Below are 22,110 nucleotides of genomic sequence, written 5' to 3'. Positions count from 1 at the left end.
TAGCATCCCTTTCGAGATGTTGTCCCCCACTAATAGGCAGATTCCTAAGCATTACTCACCCGTCCGCCGCTAGGTAATGTAGCAAGCTACATTTCCCCGCTCGACTTGCATGTGTTAAGCCTGCCGCCAGCGTTCAATCTGAGCCATGATCAAACTCTTCAGTTTAAAATCAGTAGCACCTTAAAGGGTGCCAATCTTGGCTCATCAATTTTCTGACAAATATTTCTCAAATAAACTTCGAGTAATTTCTACCATCAATCAATGAAAATAATTTCGATCAATCAACCAGTAAAAATCCACACAAGTTGTTCTTCATAATCTCTTAATGATCTTCTTGCTGATTCGTCACCAGCAAGCTAGGTCGGCTATATTACTCTCTATCTCTAGAAAGTCAACCAGTCATGAACATTATTTTTAAACTTTCTTTCTAAAACTCAACTCAATCAATTTTAACTAAGTCACTGTTTTATCAGAAGTTTTAATCTTCATCACCGCCGATGGATGTGCATTCTACAGCATTTCAGAGGGGTTGCAACCCTATTTTTGAAAAAATCATCTTGTATGTATATTTTTTAATCTTTTCGTGTGTTTTCATTCATTTTTTATACAAATTTGCTTAAATGATGTCTATTCGTGAATATAACGTTTATTATTTTCATCCTAATAAGTAGTGCTACTTACCCAGAAAAGGCCTCAGGTTACTTTATGCATCGTTCTATTTACTTCTCTATATGTTTATTTTCTTTAGCCATAACCCCACAGGTTTTTGCTGAGACGACTACCGATGTGGAAAATCTAAACGACGAGCCTGCAAAAACACCGCTTAGAACGAAAATCTCGAATAAAGCACAACAATTACAGACACAATTGAAGGTCGATGCTAGAGCAGCACAGGCCGAAGAGGTTAAAGATCCTTTTCAGCCATTAAACAGAAAGATCTATCAGTTTAATGATGTCATTGACCGCACTGTGTTACGTCCTGTAGCCGTACAATATGTGGAAAAGGTTCCCCAAGATGTTCGCGGCAGCTATACCCAGTTCCGTAGTAACCTGGGTGAACCCTGGAATGTGGTCAACCAGTTGATTCAAGGTCGTCCTGCTCGCGCCGCCAAGTCTTTGGGCCGTTTCACGATTAATACCTTAACTACTTTAGGGTTGGCAGACCCAGCACGTCGTCTGGGCTTAAGTCATGAAGATGAAAAGTTTGGAATTACTTTAGGTTATTATGGGGTGCCTTCCGGCCCTTATATCATGCTGCCGTTTTTAGGTCCAAGTTCTGTCCGTGGAGTAATTGGTAGCGTTGTAGATAGTCAGGCCCGTCCACAGAAATATATTCTCGAAGATAACGACGGTCTTTACTGGAGTGATCAGTTTTGGCGTGTGGTTGATACTCGTTCGGAACTACTGGACGTTGAAGGGGTACTGACGGGTGATCGTTATGCACAGATTCGTGATATTTATTTGCAACGCACTAACTATACGATTGCAGAAAAGAAAGGCACAGAACAGGACACTCTATTCCTGGAAGATGATTTTGAAGACGAAAATTCAGATGATGTACCTTTTAGTGAGGACACTATTGAATCTTCCCCCGATGCTCCTTAAGTTTATGTTTCATGTATGATTGCTAGTGAAATCTCTTCGCTAGCCATCTTTTGCTTGTTATAGTAGCTCTTATAACCAATCCCGGGATTGAATCACTTTTTTATGTACTTCATTCAACCGACTCGTGATATTCCTTATTTAGATCAAGTACTTGATACGCTTCCGCATGTTCAGATGATCTATCTGGATGATCATGAACTTTATGACTCTACAATTATCGCGATTGCAGATGTGCATGACTATCTGCAATACAAATGGAATCTGCCTACGATTGTATTGGCCTTAGAGAATGAAGGTACCGCTTTGGCTCAAGCTTGGGAACAAGGAGCTTTAGCCGGCTGGATCTGGAATAAACTTCCTGATAATCCAGATCTGGCGCTGCAAAAAATTGACGCACAATACAAGCGTAACCAGGATAGCCGGGATCTTCCCTCTGCAGCAGAATTACAAAAAAGATTGTTACCGAATGCGATTGAACTAAACAATTATAAGGTCGAAACCTATTTTCAGCCTTCTGCCTATCTTTCAGGAGATTGGTATGATTATTGGAAAATTAGCGATAAAGAAGTCATTTTCTATTTAGCCGATGTGTCAGGACATGGAGTGACGAGCAGTTTGCTGACCTCCTGGATGGCTGCTTTTCATGGACGCTCCAAAACCCCGCGCGAGCTGATCAAGAAGCTTAACGGAATGCTGATGCAGGAGAATATTGAAAAACACATCACCATGATTGCCGGGATTCTCAATCTGGAAACCCACGTATTGAAATGGTCCAGTGCCGGACATTATCCGCCACCCATTATATTTGAACCCAATCAAGAACCTAAAATTTTTGCTACGAGCAGCTTCCCTTTAGGCCTGACTGAAGAGCTTGAGGTTGAGGAAAATGAATGGGTATTAAGCCGCAATTCCCGTTTTATTATTTGTTCAGATGGTGCACTGGAGCCTTTTGATGGCGGATTAAATGAACAATTCTCGCAATTATTACACCATTTACAACATCAGTCTTTTCAGGTACCAGAACATGTGGCCGACGATATCGCCTTTTTAAGTTTTATAAGAGTGAATTAATACTATATTTACAGACTTTATAAGCACTTAATTTGATTACTACTTTCAGCCACTTGAGTATCCCTGGACCCTATGGGATAATTTAATATCCTTCTCTGCAAATGGCATTTATATGTCAACAGGTCATGTTGAATATGCAAGTCTGAATGGAACGCATATTTTTAAGCTTATCGGCGAAGTGCGTGCCCAGTCTTGTATTAGTCTAGACAAATTACTGAACAGAATTGAACAGCAAGACAACGTAGTTGGCGCTATCGTTGATTTAACCGAAACCACTTTTATTGACAGTACTGTACTGGGTGTTCTGGCAAAGCTAGGCCTAAAGCTCAAACAAGTACATAATATTCAAGCTGTTATGCTTTCTACCAATTCTGACATTACTACTCTGGCCAACAGTATGGGACTGAGCCAAGTGTTTGTAATCCTGAATTATTGTGGCGATCCTAATGTATGCACACGCGCCCTGATGGAAGAACATATTACCCATCAGAATATGTTGAATACTGTTCTGGATGCGCATAAAACCTTGATGAAGCTGAATCAAAGTAACAAGAACATGTTTGAACCTTTAGTCAAACAGTTACAGAAAGAGCAAGATAGTTTGGATAAAGTTTCCGAACAAAAGGTATAACCATCTTCCAAGAGGACACTATGACTTTACTTTCTGTTGTACAAATGAATTCTCAAAATGAAATTAATGCCAATTTCATGGAGATTGAATCTTTAATTCAACAAAGTAAGGCCAATGGCGCTGAACTTATTGTGTTCCCTGAAAACTTTGTCTGTTTTGCCGCAGGAAAACAGCGTGAAACTGCTGCCCAGTTTGAAGCCATTCAGCAACGTCTTGAACAGCTTGCCCATCAATATGAAACCTGGATTGTGGCTGGGACCTTACCCTGTCCCTATCGCCCAGACGGCTCAGTCATTGAAGACGGTCGGGTACGTACTGTAAGTCTTTGTATTAGTCCAGAACGCACTGAAGCGCGTTATGACAAAATTCACCTGTTTGATGTACAAGTGGGTGATGCAGTTGGTGGTTATCAGGAATCCAAGTTCTTTGAGCCTGGTACAGATGTGGTAGTAGCAAAGACCCCTTTTGGCAATATCGGTTTAATGGTCTGCTATGACCTGCGCTTTCCGGAACTGGCTTTAAACCTGCGGGCCAAAGGTGCAAATCTTTTAACTGCACCTTCTGCATTTACCTATACCACCGGTGAAATGCACTGGCAGCTTTTGCTGCAAACACGTGCTATGGATGCCCAATGCTCGGTGCTTGGTGCAGCCCAGCAAGGCTGGCATGGTGAAAAACGTCAGACTTGGGGTCATGCAGCTGCCACCAACAGTCGCGGTCAGCTTCTGCAGATGATCCATGCAGAGGGTGCAGGTCTGATCACGGTAGACTTTGATTTAAACGAACAACAAAAAGTGCGTGACTCCATGCCTTTAATGCAACATCGTAAATTGCTCCAGCTCTCTTAAAAACTTTTTTATATTTGCATAAAATAACAAAATCCCTGCTTATTCTTCGAGCGAAATAGCTGAGCATGAAAGCTCCATGAAAAATAAGCAGGAATTTATCTCATGTCATTAGAAAAAGTAGTATATACCGCACATGCCAAAGCCACCGGCGGTCGCGATGGCCATGCGACCTCTGACGATCAGATTCTGGATGTACAATTGGCGGTGCCCAAAGAAATGGGCGGCCCAGGCGGTGGAACCAATCCAGAACAACTGTTCGCTGCAGGTTACTCAGCCTGCTTTTTGGGTGCCATGAAGTTTGTGGCCAATCGCGACAAGCTCAATATGACTAAAGATGCTTTTATTGAAGGTGATGTTGGTATTGGACCGATTCCTACCGGGTTTGGTATTGAAGTGACCTTAAATATTCATCTCGAAGGCATGGATCAGGAAGAAGCGCAAAAACTGGTAGACGCTGCCCATATCGTCTGTCCCTATTCAAATGCGACCCGTAATAATATTGATGTGAACTTAAACGTCATTACCTAAACTTTTTTGCTTAACTGCTATCCTGAAAAAGAGTTTCAGGATAGCCAAGCTTCAATTATAAATTTCAACTTTTAGTTGCTTCACTTTCCCTGAACATCCAGCTTCCTTTTCAAAACAACAGCAAAAACTTAAGAAATTATATATAATAATTCTTATTTGCATTTATCTGATTTATATTGATGTTCAAACCTGTTCTTTTAAGTTCTTTCTTACTGACCGTTGCTACCGCCTCTTTTGCAGATCTTCATCTCTCAGAAAAAATCCGCCCACAGGTAAATTCTCTGGTCAATACAAAGATTGAACGCTTGCCCATTCCACCTACCCCAAACAACATGAACTTACCCGAATTTGGTCAAGGAATTATCGGCTGGGGAACAGGTCCCGATGGTGCGCAAGCCCGTTTTTTCAATATCACTCAGGCAGATGTTGAAACAATGAAACAGGAAGGATTGACTTTAGAAATGAGTCAGACTTGGCAGAACTTTTATGAAAATGAAGCTTTGCGTAATCCGGGCAATCCGACTGCACCATTTCGTGCCCAGCTCATGGAAAAAATCGCCAGCCTTTGGTAAATTCCCAAAATTCCTGACGATCCTTATAATGAAAGTAATAGATTAAAAGATTAGTCCGCCGCTTCGTTGGTCACTCGCAATACTTCTTCAATCGTAGTTTTACCTGCCAATACTTTGCGTAAACCATCATCACGAATGGAGCCTGATGACTGTCGGGCATAGCTTTCTATTTCATATTCAGCCGCATTGCCGTGAATTAAACGACGCATATGATCATCGACGGACACAATTTCATAAATTGCGGTACGCCCGCTAAAGCCCATATTGCCACAGCGCTCACAGCCTTGCGGTTGAGGGAGTTTTAAATCCTGGGGATGTTCAATATGTTCAAACAGATTCTTCTCAAAAGCATCTGCTTCACGCCAGGTTGCGCAATGTGGGCATAGGGTTCTGACCAGACGCTGTGCAATCACGCCAATCAGGGAACTTGAAAGCAGAAATGGTTCAATTCCCATATCTTTAAGACGGGTCACTGCACCAATGGCAGTATTGGTATGCAAGGTGGATAAAACCAGATGCCCCGTCAATGAAGCCTGTACCGCAATTTCTGCGGTTTCCAGATCACGAATCTCGCCGACCATGACGACATCCGGGTCCTGACGCAGCATTGCTTTTAACGCACGGGCAAAAGTCATATCCACTTTGGTATTAACCTGAGTCTGACCAATCCCTTCTAACTGGTATTCAATCGGATCTTCAGCCGTAAGAATATTTTTGGAACCGTCATTCAGATCAGAAAGTGCCGCATATAAGGTGGTGGTTTTACCCGAACCCGTCGGGCCGGTCACCAGAATAATTCCATGTGGACGATGTACCAGATGGGTTAAGCGTTCATAGTCTGGTTGCATCAAACCCAAATGGGTCATATTTAACCGGCCAGCCTGCTTGTCTAATAGACGCATCACCACCCGTTCACCATAAGAAGAAGGCAAAGTGGATACACGCACATCAACTTCACGCCCCGCCAGACGCAAGGAAATACGGCCATCTTGCGGAATACGTTTTTCCGCAATATCCAGTTTGGCCATGACTTTAATCCGTGAAACCAGAAGCGGGGCCAGTTCACGACGTGGTTGGACAATTTCGCGTAACTGGCCATCGACCCGTAAACGCACCGAGAGTTTTTTCTCAAAAGATTCAATATGAATATCGGAAGCCCCGACACGAATCGCCTCGGATAATAGCGCATTGATCAGACGCACAATTGGCGCATCATCTTCCTGATCCATCAGGTCTTCTGCTTCTGGTACGGAATCGGCCAGACTGAGTAAATCCGGATGATCTTCCAGACCGGCAGCCACCTGTTGTGATTCCCCGCTATCGCCGGCAAAACTGGAACTGAGCAACTGGTTAAATTCCTGTTCGCTACACAGCTGAAAATGGGCCGGATAGCCGAGCAGACGGCGGGCTTCCTGCAATGCAAGCATGGAGGTATTGTCACGACGCAGAATAAAGGCCTGATCTCCCTCATAACGCAACAGCACTCCATGGCGCTTGGCGAAGCTATATGGGATTTGTAATTGTTTAAGTACTTGCATCGCGAATTATAATAATGATGAAAAAATTTAAATTGAGTGTACTCTAAGCATATGACAGCGTGAAGTATGTTTTCAAAGATTTAGCAAGAAAGGGTGCCAAGATTGCCGCAAGATAAAGATGAATTAATCCCGAATATAGCAAAAATGCGCTGGTGGGGAGAACAGAATTTTGAAATAAATCAATCCAAAGCCTGGCAGTTTGGCTCCTTGCTGTTTCGTCTGACCCGGGGCATTCAGGAATGGCGACTGGAATATTATCGTCCTTCCGTACAATACGATTATGAGCAGCAATGGCATCAGATTGATGATCCAAATTTTGCCTTTCCACTACCAGTGAAAATTGAACGCTACATGTTCAAATCCACACAAAATAAACTGCAACTCATGCCACGTCTTGCAGACCGTTCTGTGGTGATCAAGCCAGTCGATCCGATTTACATCCCGGCCGGACAACGCGGTACGCTTTATATCAGCACCCCCTTATGGATTGCAGGTTTTGTCGAAGGTCAGCGTGCACCCATTTTTGACTTGCCGGTGATCTTACCAAAAGACACCTGGTTTGGACCCAATCACCGTTCGGGGGAAATCTGTTATGCCACCGCAGTTGATGGCAGAACCGAACTGAAACAGTTACATCCACGGGCCTTTCGTGCAGTCACACCGATTGAATTTCACAATACCAGTAACCAGCAATTGCGCTTTGACCGGATGAATGTTCCTGTACCGGCTCTACCTTTATTTTATAGTGAAAGTACCGGCCGCTTATGGACCTCACAAATCCGGGTCTTGCATGAAAGTTCGGACCGTCCACCGCGGATTCGGGTCGAAAACCGCACGCCGCCCAATGCTGGTGAAGTGGCCTATCTGCACCCACCGCGCGATCCGGCAGGTGCGTTATTTAATATGTTTGATTCATTTTTCTAAGGGCGTCTGATGCCAAGTTCAAATATTCCGACCGAAGTCACCAACAGCCTGAAGGGAGTGTTTACCAGTATCAATACCGACCGCCTGACCGAAGTTCTGGTGGCGGTGGTGTTGTGCTTTATTGGTTTCCTGATCGCACGCTTTATTTCCAATACCTTTATCCGGACCATTGGCGTACGTTTTAATGCCCATCAGAAACTGGTCTGGCGCCGCGGGATTTTCTATTTTATCTTCCTGCTATTTGTGATGGCCAGCCTGAAAGAGGCCGGCTTTAAACTCAGTGTCTTCCTTGGCGCTGCCGGAATTCTAACGGTCGCACTGGGTTTCGCTTCACAAACCTCGGCATCCAACCTGATCAGTGGTCTATTCCTGATTGGTGAAGGTTCCTTTGAAGTGGGTGATACCATCCAGATTACCTTGATTCGTGGGCATACCATTGAAGGCGAAGTGATTTCGATTGACCTGCTCTCGGTTAAGCTTTTGACCCAAGATAATATTTATGTACGGTTGCCAAATGAACAGCTGATTCGGGCACCGGTACAGAACCTGTCAAAATTTCCGATACGGCGTATTCCAATTACTTTGGCAATCAATTTCCATGAAGATATTATCAAGGTACGCGAAGTTCTGCTGGACGTTGCCAATAAGTATCCACTGGTTCTGGCCGACCCGAAACCGGCCGTCACCGTTACTGCGTTCCGTGAATCTTCGATTGAACTGCTGTTTGCGGTGTGGTGCCAACAGGAAAACTACCTGAAAGTACGTGATGAAATGCAGGAACGGATTCGCAACGGCTTTGTCGATAACCAGATTGAAATTCCGGTGCCAAAAATGGGCTTTGTCGATCCTCCACTTTCCCGTCCTCTAGAAAATGAAGAAATTGATCAATACGCCAATGACAAGACATTGAAAAGAGAGCCTAGTCTAAAATAATCCTTAGATTCCCTCTCCTTTTTTAAAAGAGAGGGTTAGGGAGAGGATTCAATGCTCCTTCTCCGGCATCGGCGCAATATACGCAATCAGCAGCATCACCCCGCCCGCCAGCAAGAAGGAAATCACCCGGGTCAGGGTGCCAATATGTGACAGGTCAAATATTACGAGCTTTAAAGTCACAATCACCAGAATACTGCCGCCTAAAATCCACATCGGTTTCAGTTTTTTGAGTGTCGCCGTCCACATGGTAATCCAGGCCAGTAATACCCAGAGTATGGTCAGACTCAGCTGAACTGTTGCATTATTCCATAATGCCAGCTCATTAAACGGTGTCTGCAGATACATATGTAAAGCTCTTAAAACTATATAACTGGAAAGCCATAACAGGCTTAGTACCATTAAAACTGCAATCATGCCTTTATCACGTCCCACCTTGATTTGCTGTAACAGCATCCAGATAAAACTGGCAAACATGGCAATACTGATCAGGTCAAAAGGATTGAGAATCGGCAGCCAGTAATATTGAAAAGCTTGCTGGCTAAACAGCTGTGAACAAACCAGCCAAGTTGCCATCAGCAATAAACAGCTCTTGGTTTGCCAAAGCTGCTGCCAGCCTGACTGCACATCCTGCCGATAGCACCACAGGCAGAATAATAAAGGTAAAATCACCATGCTCAGATAAGGCATGTTCGGGATCAGGCATAAACTTGCCAGAGCCAGGCTGCTAAAAACACCAAAGCTCATCCATTCCTTGGAGAGCTGCAAGCCAGCCAGCGGTCTAAGCCACAGAATGGCCAATAATATCGCTGAAAGTGCAGAAACCCCACGTTCCAGATCACCATTCCAGACAATCACCGCATTTTGACTACGATCCAAGGTCAGAATTGCCGCAATGACCAGCAAGGGTGAGATGCCGCTCCACTTCGGCAGTAACCAGGACCATTCCTGATTTTTGCGCAGGATCATTTCATTGAACAGTACATAACCCAGTGTGATGATAAATAAACTCAGCACATAGGCATGCTGACTCGGGAATTCATCTTCCAGCAAGGCAAATAGCATCAGACTGGCCGCGACATTCACGCTGCTTAAAAAACTGACACTCAGACTATCCATCTGCTGCTGGTACTGCTTTTTAAGCTGGCTGATGACCACGACTGCCACATAGCACAGACTCAAAATCCAGAAAATGATTCGCGGTGTTGGATTAATCTCGACCAGATAATACAGACTGCTGAATCCGGCCATCAGTAATAAGCCCATGCTCAGATAGTGTGCTACCCGGACATTTTTTTCCAAGGCCCATAAATAAATCAGCACACCTTCAACTGCCCAGCCAATCACACTCCATTGTTCTGTCAATAAGATCGGTGGCACCAAGGCCAGGAAAATCAGCATCAGGCTCAGATAGCTCTGCGAAATGAGCTGGATAGTTTTTTTACGGCGCAACAGTGTCCAGCAAGCGGCAAAGACCAGTGCAAAGAACAGGCTTAATCCAGCTTGCCAGAGTTTTTGATTGGGCTGATTAAAATGAATCAGATACAGAAAAATATAAGCAGTAATAGGAGCAGCAAAAATCAGCGCTAAGTCCAATACCGGTTTTAACTGAAAACGTGAGAGATCCTGTCGTGCCAGCAACTGGCTAAAGCGGTAACCTAGCCAGATAAACAGTGCAGTATGTGCCAGAATCAGCGCAGTCATGGCATAACGCTCATATGTATAACCATGAATCAGGCTATATATCCCGCCAACGACCACAGTCACTAAAAAGGCAATTTGATTGAGAATCTTCCACGGCCGGAAACTGCTCAGCACTGCTACCCCGATATTGATCAGAAGATAATAGCTGATCAGCTCAACAGCAGAAGCATCGCGGGTCGGCAAGGTAAACGGCGCCAGATAAGCAATCAGCAAAGCCATCAAGGCCAGTTCGATGCTTTCCTGTTTCAGACTTAAATACAGGGTAATAACCAGAATGATAAGGAATAGCAAAGTCGCCAACGGTAACGTGGGAATCACCAGATTGTAATAGGCAAAAAATAAGGTCAGGAACAGACTGCCCAAACCCAGTCCTTCCAGTGCCAGAGCAAAACTCCGATTTTTCTGCATCAGGCGATAACCCAGACCTGTTACACAGCCACTTGCCAGTGCAACCAGGCCCAATTTTGCAGCCAGACTGAGTTGCCAGTGCTCGGTGGCAAAACGCAGCAGCAAAATAATCCCAATCACCAAAATACTAATCGCGACTTTTAAGACTGGATTTCCCTGGAAAAGCCAGCGCTGCAGTTGATCTACCAGATGAGGAGAGTCATTTACCTCTTGGGCAGGCTCAGTTTTCACGAATGGAACAGAATCGGATCGATCCGGTGAGCGCTGTAAGGGATCGGCAGAATGTGATTGCGATTGCAGCTGTATCAAACGCCCTTCCAGACGTTGCAGCCACCTGAGCAAAAAGAATACCCAGGCCGTAATCCCGATGCCCATCAGCCAATCCAGTTCAGCCAGTCCACCAACAATGGCAGTAATTGAGGAAATATATAAAGGAACTTTAGAGTTATGCTCCAAGGACATCTGCTGCTGTCCGGCCAATTGATTCATCGATGCTTCTACCGCAGTGACATATTGCATCACGCTAAAGATAAACCCCAAACCACACAGATAAGTCACAATCTGATAACCCAGATACCAAGCGCTGATCCCGGCAATCAGCAGGGTAATCAGCCAGATCATGCGCAACTCATTCCGTCCTGCAGCCATTCTTATATTTCTCTTTCCTGAATCGCTCCATCATACAACAGCTTGTGCTGCTTATTTCATCTTCGGCCGATATTCGCTAAGCTGTAAACTCAGACTCGTCTCAGCGAGCGCGGTAAAAATCACGTACAATAGCGCTGTATTTTGAATAAGGAATTGATTACATGCCACCATTTGTCTTGGTCGATGGCTCTTACTTTTTATTTCGTGCCTTTCACGCACTGCCACCATTAACCACGTCAACCGGTTTACATACCAATGCAATTCGTGGTGCGATTTCTGCTATTCAAAAACTGATGCGCCGGACCCAACCGACCCATATGGCGGTAATTTTCGATACCCCAGAACCGACCTTCCGGCATGAGCTTTCACCGATTTATAAAGGCGACCGTCCCAGCATGCCAACGGAATTATCCGAACAGATTCCTTATCTGCATGCCTTGATCCGCGCTTTGGGCATTCCCCTGCATACCTTGCCGGGTGCCGAAGCCGATGACATTATCGGGACACTGGCCAAACGTGCCGAGGCGATGGGACATCAGGTGCTGATCTCTACCGGCGATAAAGATATGGCGCAACTGGTGACCGAAAAAGTTACCCTGGAAGACAGCTTTAAAGAAAAACCGCTGGATGTCGACGGCGTGTTTGAAAAGTTTGGCGTCTGGCCGAATCAGATTATTGACTATCTGACCCTGATGGGCGATGCATCGGATGGCATCATGGGCGTGCCGGGTGTGGGTGCCAAAACTGCTGCAAAACTGCTCACTGAATATGGCTCGATTGGTGGCATTTTAGAAAATGTCGACAAGATCAAAGGCAAAGTCGGTCAAAATATTAAAGAACATGTCGATGGCATTGCACTGGACCATCAACTGGCCAGTATTGTCATCGATCTGGATCTTAACTTTGGTTATGACGATTTAAAACTGGGTGAGCCGAATGTCGAGACCTTACGTCATTTATACACCGAGCTGGAATTCCGTAACCAACTGCAGTCCTTAGATCACCCGAACAACCCGAATAATTCAAACTACAAGCAGGCGGCAAAATCTATTAACGCCAAAGCGGTTACAGTACCAGAACCTCTGGAAGACCGTGCGTCTGTGACCAGCAGTGATGACCAGTTAGGACAAGCCACCTATCACACGGTATTAAGCCAACAAGATTGGGACACACTGTTTGGGCGCTTAAGTACCGAAAAACGTTTTGCCTTTGATACCGAAACCACCAGTCTGGATTATCGTATTGCACAGATTGTCGGTTTCTCGGTCGCCTTCGATGCGCAGGATGCTTATTATGTTCCCTTGGCACATGATTATGAAGGCGCACCGGAGCAGCTGAATCGTGAAGTAATTCTGGCGCAGATCAAACCAATTCTGGAAGATGAGTCTGTAAAAAAAATTGGTCATCATCTGAAATATGATGCACATGTATTGGAAAATCATGGCATTCATCTGGCAGGCTGGTATTTCGATACCATGCTGGCTTCCTATGTCCTGAATTCCGTCGCGACTCGTCATGGCATGGATGATGTAGCCCGTCTGTATTTGAGTCATCTGACCACGACTTATGAACAGGTGGCCGGTAAAGGCGCCAAACAGAAGACCTTCAACCAGATTCCACTTGAAACTGCAGCGCATTATGCTGCAGAAGATGCTCATGTTACCTATCGTCTTTATGAAGTCTTGAGCAGCAAATTACAGGCACATCCTGAACTGGTGAATATTCTGCACAATATTGAAGTTCCAGTCGCACGTGTACTGACGCAAATGGAAGAAAACGGCATCGAACTGGATCTGGCTTTTCTGGATCAGCTTGGGGGCGAATTTTCCAACACCATGCAAAATCTGGAAAACCAGATTATGGAAATTGCCGGTGAAAGCTTTAATGTCAGCTCACCTAAACAGGTCGGTGAAGTTCTGTTTGAAAAGTTGGGCCTAAAAGGCGGTAAAAAAACCACCACTGGACAATACAGTACCAGTGAAAGTGTACTGGAAAAAATTGAACATCCGATTGCCCAGCTGATTCTGGAATATCGTGGTTTGTCCAAGCTGAAAAGCACCTATACCGATGGCTTATGCAAACAGGCCAATCCTGATACCCACCGTGTGCATACCAGTTATCATCAGGCATTAACTGCAACTGGCCGTTTATCATCGACTGATCCAAACCTGCAGAACATTCCGATTCGTGCCGAAATTGGCCGTCAAATCCGCAAGGCATTTGTGGCACCGGAAGGCCGTGTTTTGCTGGCAGCCGATTACTCACAAATTGAATTGCGTCTCATGGCACATTTATCTCAAGATGAAGCCCTGCTGGATGCATTTATTCATGGTCAGGATGTACACCGCCGTACCGCAGCGGAAGTTTTGGGCATTCCTTTGGAAGAAGTGACCAATGACCAGCGTCGTCAGGCCAAGGCCGTCAACTTCGGCCTACTTTACGGTATGTCCGAGTTTGGTCTGATCCGACAGTTAGGTTTTACCCGTCAGGAATCACAGGATTATATCAAGCAGTATTTCCACCGTTATCCGGGCATTTATGAGTATATGCAACGTACCCGTCAGGTCGCATTAGAACAAGGTTTTGTTGAAACCCTGCTCGGACGCCGTTTATATACCCCAGATATCGATGCCCGTAATATGATGGTGCGTAAAGCGGCAGAACGTGCCGCAATTAATGCCCCGCTACAAGGTTCGGCTGCAGATATCATTAAAATGGCGATGATTGAAGTCGACAAGATGTTGCCAAAAGATCAGGCCAAAATGCTGCTACAAGTGCACGATGAACTGGTGTTTGAAGTCGATGAAGCAATTGCCGATGAACTGGCACCTAAACTGGCTGAAGTGATGCAATCGGTATTGCAGATTTCTGTACCGTTGGTGGTAGAAGTCGGTAAAGGTAAAAACTGGGATGAGGCGCATTAAAGGGTTTCCTCACCCTAAGCCCTTTTCCCTCTGGGAGATAGTGTGAAAACCAATATTATTTTAAAGGTATCCCATCTTCTTCTTGTACTGCGATTAAAACTTGTTCACGGTTTGGGAAGTTTAACAAATCCCTCCCAACCTCCCTTTTCTAATGGGAGGAGCAAATAAAAAAGGACGCTGAAGCGTCCTTTTCTTTTCATTCAGATTAAAAACCAGTTAACAATACAATTGCCACCTGGTTCATGATCATTTCAATCACAATCAAGGCCAGAATCGCCAGGATTGGAGACAGGTCAATCATGCCCATATTCGGCATAATCCGGCGGAAAGGTGCCAGTAATGGCTCGGCAAGTTCCTGAACTACTTCAATATAAGGTGAACGGGATTGGGTAAACATCACCACCCAGCTTAAAATAATGGTAGCGAAAATCAAATAACGACAGAAACGGATCAAATCCTGCATCATGGTGACAAAAGTCAGAATGAGCAAATGCACAGGACCATTCGGCATGCCACCCGACAGATACATCATGCCGAAAATTTTCAGCAAATACAGCACCACTAAAAGTGCCAATGCCGCAGTATTAACTCGCCCTTTGCCCATCGTCGGGAAAATACGCCCGAATACATCTACAATTTTGGTTGCTTTGACGGTAGACAGAACGACGGGATTGTAAGGACTTACCGCAGCCAATTGCATTAAAAAGCGGAAGAATACGAGCAAAATCGCGACGTTAATGATAATGCCAAAAATTAGCGCAGAATTTGCACCCATACTTGAACTTTCCTAAAAATTAAACTGAAGATTTGCTGCTTTCACTGAGCTCTTGAGCCAGTTCCTGACTGCGTTTTTGCGCAGCAGCAAGTGCTGCCTGAATATTCTGAGAAATTTGCGCACGGTCGAACACTTCTAGTGCTGCCTGAGTCGTTCCATTTGGAGAGGTGACGTTTTTACGTAGCTCAGCCGGTGTATTTGAACTGGTGATGGCCATTTGTGCCGCCCCCAAAGCCGTTTGCAAAGTGAGTGCTGTGGCTACTTTTTCATCCAGACCTAAATTCTTGCCAGCACGAATCATACTTTCCATCATATAGAAAAAATAAGCAGGTCCCGAACCAGATACTGCAGTGACCGCATCAATCTGAGCTTCAGAGTCTACCCAAATTGTCAGGCCGGTAGAAGCTAAAACCTGACTCGCCAGCTCACGATCTTCTGCCTTTACTTCATCTTTAGCAAATAGGCCATGTGCACCGGTTTGTACGAGTGCTGGTGTATTTGGCATGACACGAACAATACGGTCAGTCCCCAATAGTGCAGACAATGTAGCAATCTCGGCACCCGCAACGATCGAAATAACCAGCTTGCCGTCCAGCAAACCCTGTAATGGTTTCAATACCTCAGCTAATACCTGTGGTTTGACTGCAAACACGACAATATCCGCATTTTTGATGGCAGCACGATTATCATCGGTGACATTCACTTCTTTTTCTGCAAGCAGTGAACGTACTTTCTCGACCGGATCAGAAACTGTAATACGTGTTGGTGGCAATCCCCGTGAAATCAGCCCACCAATCAAGGCTTGAGCCATATTACCGCCACCAATAAAGCCAATATTACAATTTAAAGCTGCACTCATGTTTAATGCTCGTCGTTGAATTCTAAAGTTGAAGAAACCGAAATGGGTAGCCACCCCCCTGCTTCACAATATGCAGATTGAGCTAACCAAAATCCTTTAGGTGTAAACACGCCTAGCATAACATTATCTGTGCTTAATATTTGAATAGTATGCCGAGTCCATGGAAATATTTGCGCTTCCTGAATGGCTTTCTTCAGAGGCCAGTGTCCAATCCGGCCATGCAGATGAATTTTCTCCCCACCTTTGCGTGTGCGCAAATATAAGCGTTGACCGAATAAGGCGGCAGATAATCCGAAAGTAGCTGTTTGAATCTTAAATTGTCCTGAAGGCAGCTGAACCTGATCCTGTTCACGTAAAATAATCTGCTGCTCAGCTAGCTTCGGTTGCTGATCCGCCCGATAGACCTCAGCTTTTAAACGATGCAAATGTTGCTGATAACGCACATAATAAAAGCCTTGCCAATGTAAAGCTGCCTGCGCATCCAGTTTTGCCGCAATTACTTCATTCTGTACTCGCTCAACCATTTCTAGAGAAGGACGATATTGCCCTTCTCCTTTCATCCAGACAGAAAGTAGTTGGCGCTGCCGGGCTTTAGATAGGTTTAAAAATGCAGATAAATTCAGACTTTCGGCATTGCCACAGCATTTTAAATCCTGCTCCAGCACTTCCTGCAGAATATGCTGTGCATCCTGCATCAGCTCGCTGGTACGTACCAGGGCAGACTGCATTTTAGGATAACGTTCACTTAACATCGGCCAAAGAGTTTGACGGGCCCAAGCCCGGTCATAATGTATGTCCTGATTGGTCGGGTCTTCGATATTCTGAACATTCAGACCCGATGCCCATTGGCAAATCTGCTCACGGGAAACATCCAGCAATGGCCGCCAAATCGTGAGATTTTCACGTATATCCAGCTGTTTCATTGCAGCCAGACCATCTATACCGGCACCCGATAATAGACGCAGCATCAAGGTTTCCGCCTGATCCTGCTGATGATGTCCGAGCACCAGAATTTCATCTTGCTGTAAATGTTGTAGATAGGCCTGATAACGTGAATTACGCGCTTGCTGTTCCAAGTTACCTAGAGCCACATGAACGGGCTGGAGGATGCAGGGAATATCCAGTTGCTGACACTGCTGCTGGACAAAAGTGCCCCATGCCCTGCTGATACTTTGCAGCTGATGATCCACATAGATTGCCCGAATTTTTCCCGGGCATAAAAAAAACATCAGATGCAGAAGCAGCATAGAATCTACGCCGCCACTGCATCCGATGAGAAATTTTGTTCCTGCAGGAAACTCCTGCAGCTGCTTTAAGATGCCAGACCTAAATTGTCGCTGCCAAACTTCATTAAACGCTGGTAACGTGCTTCGCATCGTGCTTGTGGTTCCATAGCTTGCAGTTCATTTAAGGCTTCTTTCAGTACCGCTTTCAAGCTGTTCATGACCTGATCCGGATTTAAATGAGCACCTTCACCCTCATCCACCACATATTCTACAATACCCATCTTCTGCAGTTTTTCTGCAGTCAAGGCTAAGGCTTCACTGGCCTGTTCCGCTTTTTCTGCAGTCTTCCATAGAATGGAGGCACAACCTTCCGGTGAAATTACCGAATAGATACTATGAGAGAGCATTACCACACGGTCAGCTACGCCAATACCGAGTGCACCACCTGAACCTCCTTCACCCAGGACAGTCGCAATTACAGGTACTTTCAGGTTAGACAGTTGCGCTAGACTGGTTGCAATGGCTTCAGCCTGACCACGTTCTTCTGCACCTACACCCGGGTAAGCACCCATGGTATCAATAAAGGTGAAAACAGGCAGATTAAAACGTTCTGCCATATCCAGCAGACGTTGTGCTTTACGGTAACCTTCCGGATTACTCATGCCGAAATTATGCTGTAATTTTTCACGGGTACTACGGCCACGGTGCTGACCTACGATCATCACTGGCTGTCCATCGAAACGAGCCAGGCCACCGATCATTGCACCATCATCACCATAGAGACGGTCACCATGTAAAGCATCAAATTCAGTGAATATTTCACCAACATAGTCCAGAAATTGTGGACGTTCCGGATGACGAGCAATCTGTACTGTCGTCCATGCTTTTGATGGGGTAGCTTTATTTTTCATAGGTCAACCGTTTTCATCCCTATAAAGGTATTAATTAACAAATTGTTCAGATAGAACCGAGAGCTCAATCTCCCAATTTTTAAACTGCAACTGTTCATCATGCAGTTCAGCAATCAATAATGGCCATTGTTTGGCATCACCCGAAATACTGAGCTGCCATTGTTGCGCATTCTTGACCTTGAGTTCAATGGCAGGAAGCATCTCATCGCTACGGCTGTGATTGACCAAAACCGCCAGACGGAGCAGTAAACACAGCTGTAAAAGTTTAGTTCCACCCACTTTCATCACATCATGCTTGGCATCAGTGCGCAATTTACGCCGATGATGCGCGACCAAATGTGACAAATGATTCTGATCAACCTGTGAAAAACCGGCAATGTCAGAATGCTGCAATAAATAGGCACCATGACGATGATAACCACTATGACTAATCGCCAGACCGATTTCATGGAGATACGCGGCTCGACGGAGTAGGTCACTATCATCACTATTCAGACCAAGATCAGCCGCGACATCATCAAACAGTTTTTGCGCCGTTTGTACCACACGTTCTGCCTGCTTGGCATCGGCATTATAACGACCAATCAGGGCATGGACTGAACGATCACGGATATCTTCATGTTTGAAACGGCCTAACAGGTCATACATGACACCTTCACGTAATGCCCCATCAGAATAAGTCAGATACTCAATATCCAGCACATCAAAGACCGCATATAAAATGGCAATTCCTGCCGGCAAAACTGCACGGCGATCCTCTTTCAGACCTTCGAATTCCATATCCGAGACATATTTATATTTGAGCAGCTTATCTTTAAGCTTTTCCAGGCCTTCTCGCGTCAGCTGTTCGCGATCATTGCTCCATCCCATATTAATACAGATTTGGCGGCAGGCTTTAATTGTACCACTCGATCCGACGACAGCATCCCAACCGGCAGATTTATAGGTATTGGCAATTCCAGAAATTTCTTTACGTGCCGCAGTGACTGCTTTGTCAAAAGCTTTGGCACTGATTTCCCCATCCTGAAAATAGGCCTTAGTAAAGGCTACGCAGCCCATCTGTACTGATTCAGTATAAATAGGCTCGAACTCTTCACCGATAATCAGCTCAGTCGAACCACCGCCGATGTCAACCACCAGACGACGGCCGCTATTGGCCATGGTATGCGATACCCCCAGATAAATCAGGCGGGCTTCCTCACGGCCGGCAATAATTTCGATCGGTTTCGGCAAAATTTCTGCGGCTTTCTGGATAAACTCATGGCCATTTTTGGCTTGCCTTAGAGCATTTGTTGCCACGATCCGCAAGCGGTTCGGCTGAACCGCACCTAAACGCCCGACAAAACGGGCCAGACAGGCCAAACCGCGTTGCTGTGCGGCTTCCGTTAAATTTTTATTTTCGTCTAGTCCTGCGGCAAGCTGAACTTTTTCTGACATTGATGCCACTTTCTTCACTTCGCCATGATCCACCCGAGCGATGGCCAAATGAAAGCTATTTGATCCCATATCGATGGCGGCAAGTAATTCTTCATCAATCAAAAAGTCAGACATTCCAGAAATAAACCTTTAACGAATTGTGCTTAGAGTAATTCACATGCATGCAATTTAAAAGCCATTTGTAACGACATTTTTATGCCTTATTCTTTTTATGCATCGGGAATAATAGTGAGACACGATCATCACTATCGTGATCATCCATTAGACAAAATAACATTAAGCATTGAAAATTTACAGATTCCCCTACATTGTTAAAGATGGCTATGTAATACTAATAATTAGTTATCTTTAAAATATTAATCTGGAGCACATTCCATGTCTGGCAACATCGTAAACACTACTGACGAAAACTTCGAAGCAGACGTTCTTCAATCAGACGTTCCTGTACTGGTCGACTTCTGGGCAGGTTGGTGTGCACCATGTAAAGCAATTGCACCTGTACTAGAAGTACTTGCTGATGAATATCAAGGCAAGGTTAAAATCGTGAAAGTTGACGTAACTTCTTGCGAACAAACTGCTGTAAATTTCAACATTCGTAACATCCCGGCTTTGCTGATGTTCAAAAATGGTGAAGTTGTTGCGACTCAAGTCGGTGCTGCACCAAAATCTAAACTGACTGCATTTATTGATGACAATATCTAAGCAGATCATTTTTTAGTAAAAAAATACGCGACTTATGCTCGCGTATTTTTTTCGGCTATAAATTGACAAAGTCAGCATTTTCTCTTATATTTGCTACTCAAGAGATAAAGGATCCTAAATCCTGCCAATTTCTTACAAGACACATTACATAAGATGCCGCTCGGCAATAGAAATTGTTTTTCACATTTTTCTTTGAAACACTCAAACAGATCTCTGAATTGTTCTTTTTCAAATTCAATGGCTTTCGTTTGAATGCTTGTATGCGGCCGAATGTTACTCCCTTTCCAACCTGTACCTCAGAACTTTGATTCTATCTGACCACCTATGAATTTAACCGAACTCAAGAAAAAACCGATTGGCGAACTCATCAAGATTGCCGAGTTTATGGGCCTTGAAGGTATGGCCCGTAACCGTAAGCAAGACATTATTTTTGCCATCTTAAAACGTCATGCAATGAATGGCGAAGAGATTTTTGGTGATGGCGTTCTAGAAATTTTGTCAGATGGTTTTGGCTTTTTACGCTCAGCCGCAGGTTCTTATTTAGCAGGCCCTGACGATATCTATGTCAGCCCTTCTCAAATTCGTCGTTTTAACCTACGCACTGGCGACACCATTACCGGCACCATTCGTCCACCAAAAGAAGGCGAACGTTATTTTGCCTTACTTAAAGTCAACCAGATTAACTACGACACTCCTGAAAACTCACGTAACAAGATTCTGTTTGAAAACCTTACGCCATTATTCCCGACTGAACAGTTGGTGATGGAATTAGGCAATGGTACCACTGAAGATTTAACCACGCGTGTGATCGACTTAGTCGCACCGATTGGTAAAGGCCAACGTTCAATTATTGTGGCTCCGCCGAAAGCCGGTAAAACCATGCTGCTGCAAAGCATTGCTCAATCGATCGTTCGCAATAATCCTGAAGTCATCCTGATCGTTCTGTTAATTGATGAACGTCCAGAAGAAGTAACCGAAATGGAACGTACGGTTCGCGGTGAAGTCGTGGCTTCTACCTTTGATGAATCACCTGCGCGCCATGTTCAGGTTGCAGAAATGGTCATTGAAAAAGCGAAACGTCTAGTTGAGCATAAAAAAGATGTGGTGATTCTGCTTGACTCAATTACCCGTCTGGCACGTGCCTATAATACCGTGATCCCTTCATCAGGTAAGGTATTAACCGGTGGTGTGGATGCACATGCCCTAGAACGTCCCAAACGTTTCTTTGGTGCGGCACGTAATATTGAAGAAGGTGGCTCTCTAACCATCATTTCTACTGCCCTGATTGAAACTGGTAGTAAAATGGATGAAGTGATCTACGAAGAATTCAAAGGTACAGGTAACCAGGAAATTACCCTTGATCGCCGTATTGCTGAAAAACGCGTCTTCCCTGCAATGAACATCAAGAAATCTGGTACTCGTCGTGAAGAGCGCCTGATGTCAGAAGATAATCTTCGTAAGGTCTGGATTCTGCGTAAGCTGCTGCATACGCAAGATGAATTGGCGGCAATGGAATTCTTGCTGGACCGTATGAAAGAAACCAAAACCAATGATGATTTCTTTGATCAGATGAAACGTAAAGCTTCAAATTAAAATTTCAAATGAAAGGTCACCTAAGCGGTGGCCTTTTTTAAGTTGACATGAATTACACAATGAAACAATCGAGCTCTATTTATGTAAACTTATTTTTAAGTTTTTGATTAATAAAATAATCAGATTAAAAATTGTATAACTTTTAAAAACTTACCAAGCCTTTCTCCAATCTAAATGTTTCATTCCATTGTTATTTTCTGTTAAAAACTTCTTACTTTTTAGCATATTTCAGTACTTTTTTAAGCCTTGCTAGTAGCATTTAAAAAGGCGCAGTGA

18 protein-coding genes and 1 rRNA gene are annotated in these 22,110 nt (G+C 44.6%); 11 read left to right on the top strand and 8 right to left on the bottom strand.

Features of this window, described 5'->3' with window-relative positions; translation table 11 throughout:
• Positions 1–165 (bottom strand): 16S ribosomal RNA (locus tag H9629_RS01555); the annotation flags it as partial.
• Between the two features lie 540 nt (positions 166–705).
• Here H9629_RS01555 and H9629_RS01550 point away from each other — a divergent pair.
• The 6 genes from H9629_RS01550 to H9629_RS01525 all read left to right on the top strand — a co-directional run bounded on the left by H9629_RS01550 (position 706) and on the right by H9629_RS01525 (position 5,255).
• Entirely contained in the window at positions 706–1,605 is a 900-nt protein-coding gene (locus H9629_RS01550) for an MlaA family lipoprotein (protein WP_191730430.1), read from the top strand.
• Between the two features lie 102 nt (positions 1,606–1,707).
• The gene (gene gigA, locus H9629_RS01545) at positions 1,708–2,676 is read left to right on the top strand and encodes an RsbU family protein phosphatase GigA (protein ID WP_064094697.1); all 969 of its coding nucleotides are present in this window, start codon (positions 1,708–1,710) and stop codon (positions 2,674–2,676) included.
• 112 nt (positions 2,677–2,788) lie between these two features.
• A complete protein-coding gene (gene gigB / locus H9629_RS01540) occupies positions 2,789–3,307 on the top strand; it encodes an anti-anti-sigma factor GigB (protein WP_064094698.1) in 519 nt (172 codons plus the stop codon).
• A gap of 20 nt (positions 3,308–3,327) precedes the next feature.
• Entirely contained in the window at positions 3,328–4,155 is an 828-nt protein-coding gene (locus H9629_RS01535) for a carbon-nitrogen hydrolase family protein (protein ID WP_064102326.1), read from the top strand.
• A gap of 102 nt (positions 4,156–4,257) precedes the next feature.
• Positions 4,258–4,683, top strand: a complete 426-nt coding sequence (locus H9629_RS01530) for an organic hydroperoxide resistance protein (protein WP_064102325.1) — start codon at positions 4,258–4,260, stop codon at positions 4,681–4,683.
• 179 nt (positions 4,684–4,862) lie between these two features.
• Positions 4,863–5,255, top strand: a complete 393-nt coding sequence (locus H9629_RS01525) for a DUF4951 domain-containing protein (RefSeq protein WP_191730429.1) — start codon at positions 4,863–4,865, stop codon at positions 5,253–5,255.
• A gap of 50 nt (positions 5,256–5,305) precedes the next feature.
• Here the strand turns inward: H9629_RS01525 and gspE are convergent, their stop codons facing one another.
• The gene (gene gspE, locus H9629_RS01520) at positions 5,306–6,793 is read right to left on the bottom strand and encodes a type II secretion system ATPase GspE (RefSeq protein ID WP_191730428.1); all 1,488 of its coding nucleotides are present in this window, start codon (positions 6,791–6,793) and stop codon (positions 5,306–5,308) included.
• A gap of 144 nt (positions 6,794–6,937) precedes the next feature.
• Here gspE and H9629_RS01515 point away from each other — a divergent pair, with 144 nt between their 5' ends.
• A complete protein-coding gene (locus tag H9629_RS01515) occupies positions 6,938–7,717 on the top strand; it encodes a hypothetical protein (protein WP_144724113.1) in 780 nt (259 codons plus the stop codon).
• 9 nt (positions 7,718–7,726) lie between these two features.
• Complete coding sequence (locus tag H9629_RS01510; RefSeq protein ID WP_191730427.1) at positions 7,727–8,650, top strand: mechanosensitive ion channel family protein; 924 nt, start codon at positions 7,727–7,729, stop codon at positions 8,648–8,650.
• Between the two features lie 48 nt (positions 8,651–8,698).
• Here H9629_RS01510 and H9629_RS01505 read toward each other — a convergent pair whose 3' ends face one another.
• Entirely contained in the window at positions 8,699–11,407 is a 2,709-nt protein-coding gene (locus tag H9629_RS01505) for a DUF2339 domain-containing protein (protein WP_191730426.1), read from the bottom strand.
• Between the two features lie 161 nt (positions 11,408–11,568).
• Between H9629_RS01505 and polA the strand changes: the two genes are divergently transcribed.
• Positions 11,569–14,331 carry a DNA polymerase I gene (polA, locus tag H9629_RS01500; protein WP_191730425.1) on the top strand — a complete coding sequence of 921 codons (2,763 nt, stop codon included), beginning with the start codon at positions 11,569–11,571 and terminating at the stop codon, positions 14,329–14,331.
• A 205-nt stretch (positions 14,332–14,536) separates the two neighbouring features.
• Here polA and H9629_RS01495 read toward each other — a convergent pair whose 3' ends face one another.
• Genes H9629_RS01495 through ppx form a run of 5 tightly spaced genes read right to left on the bottom strand, consistent with a single transcriptional unit; the run spans position 14,537 to position 19,653 of the window.
• Positions 14,537–15,106, bottom strand: coding sequence for a YggT family protein (locus H9629_RS01495; protein ID WP_064094707.1), 570 nt, complete (start codon positions 15,104–15,106; stop codon positions 14,537–14,539).
• Positions 15,107–15,125: 19 nt separating this feature from the next.
• Positions 15,126–15,965 carry a pyrroline-5-carboxylate reductase gene (gene proC / locus H9629_RS01490; RefSeq protein ID WP_064094708.1) on the bottom strand — a complete coding sequence of 280 codons (840 nt, stop codon included), beginning with the start codon at positions 15,963–15,965 and terminating at the stop codon, positions 15,126–15,128.
• Positions 15,966–15,967: 2 nt separating this feature from the next.
• A complete protein-coding gene (gene tilS / locus H9629_RS01485; RefSeq protein WP_191730424.1) occupies positions 15,968–17,341 on the bottom strand; it encodes a tRNA lysidine(34) synthetase TilS in 1,374 nt (457 codons plus the stop codon).
• Complete coding sequence (locus tag H9629_RS01480) at positions 17,278–18,102, bottom strand: acetyl-CoA carboxylase carboxyltransferase subunit alpha (protein ID WP_064102318.1); 825 nt, start codon at positions 18,100–18,102, stop codon at positions 17,278–17,280. The genes tilS and H9629_RS01480 overlap by 64 nt, the downstream gene beginning before the upstream one ends.
• A 30-nt stretch (positions 18,103–18,132) precedes the next feature.
• On the bottom strand, positions 18,133–19,653 hold the full coding sequence (gene ppx / locus H9629_RS01475; RefSeq protein ID WP_064102317.1) for an exopolyphosphatase: 1,521 nt from the start codon (positions 19,651–19,653) through the stop codon (positions 18,133–18,135).
• 261 nt (positions 19,654–19,914) lie between these two features.
• Here ppx and trxA point away from each other — a divergent pair, with 261 nt between their 5' ends.
• Complete coding sequence (gene trxA / locus H9629_RS01470; RefSeq protein ID WP_064094712.1) at positions 19,915–20,241, top strand: thioredoxin; 327 nt, start codon at positions 19,915–19,917, stop codon at positions 20,239–20,241.
• Positions 20,242–20,565: 324 nt separating this feature from the next.
• Entirely contained in the window at positions 20,566–21,834 is a 1,269-nt protein-coding gene (gene rho / locus H9629_RS01465; RefSeq protein WP_004278267.1) for a transcription termination factor Rho, read from the top strand.
• The last annotated feature ends 276 nt before the right edge of the window (positions 21,835–22,110 follow it).

The organism is Acinetobacter pecorum, from assembly GCF_014837015.1.
GTDB classification, from domain to species: Bacteria; Pseudomonadota; Gammaproteobacteria; order Pseudomonadales; family Moraxellaceae; genus Acinetobacter; species Acinetobacter pecorum.
Note: the sequence above shows the minus strand (reverse complement) of the source record. Positions and strands in the feature narration are given on the sequence as shown.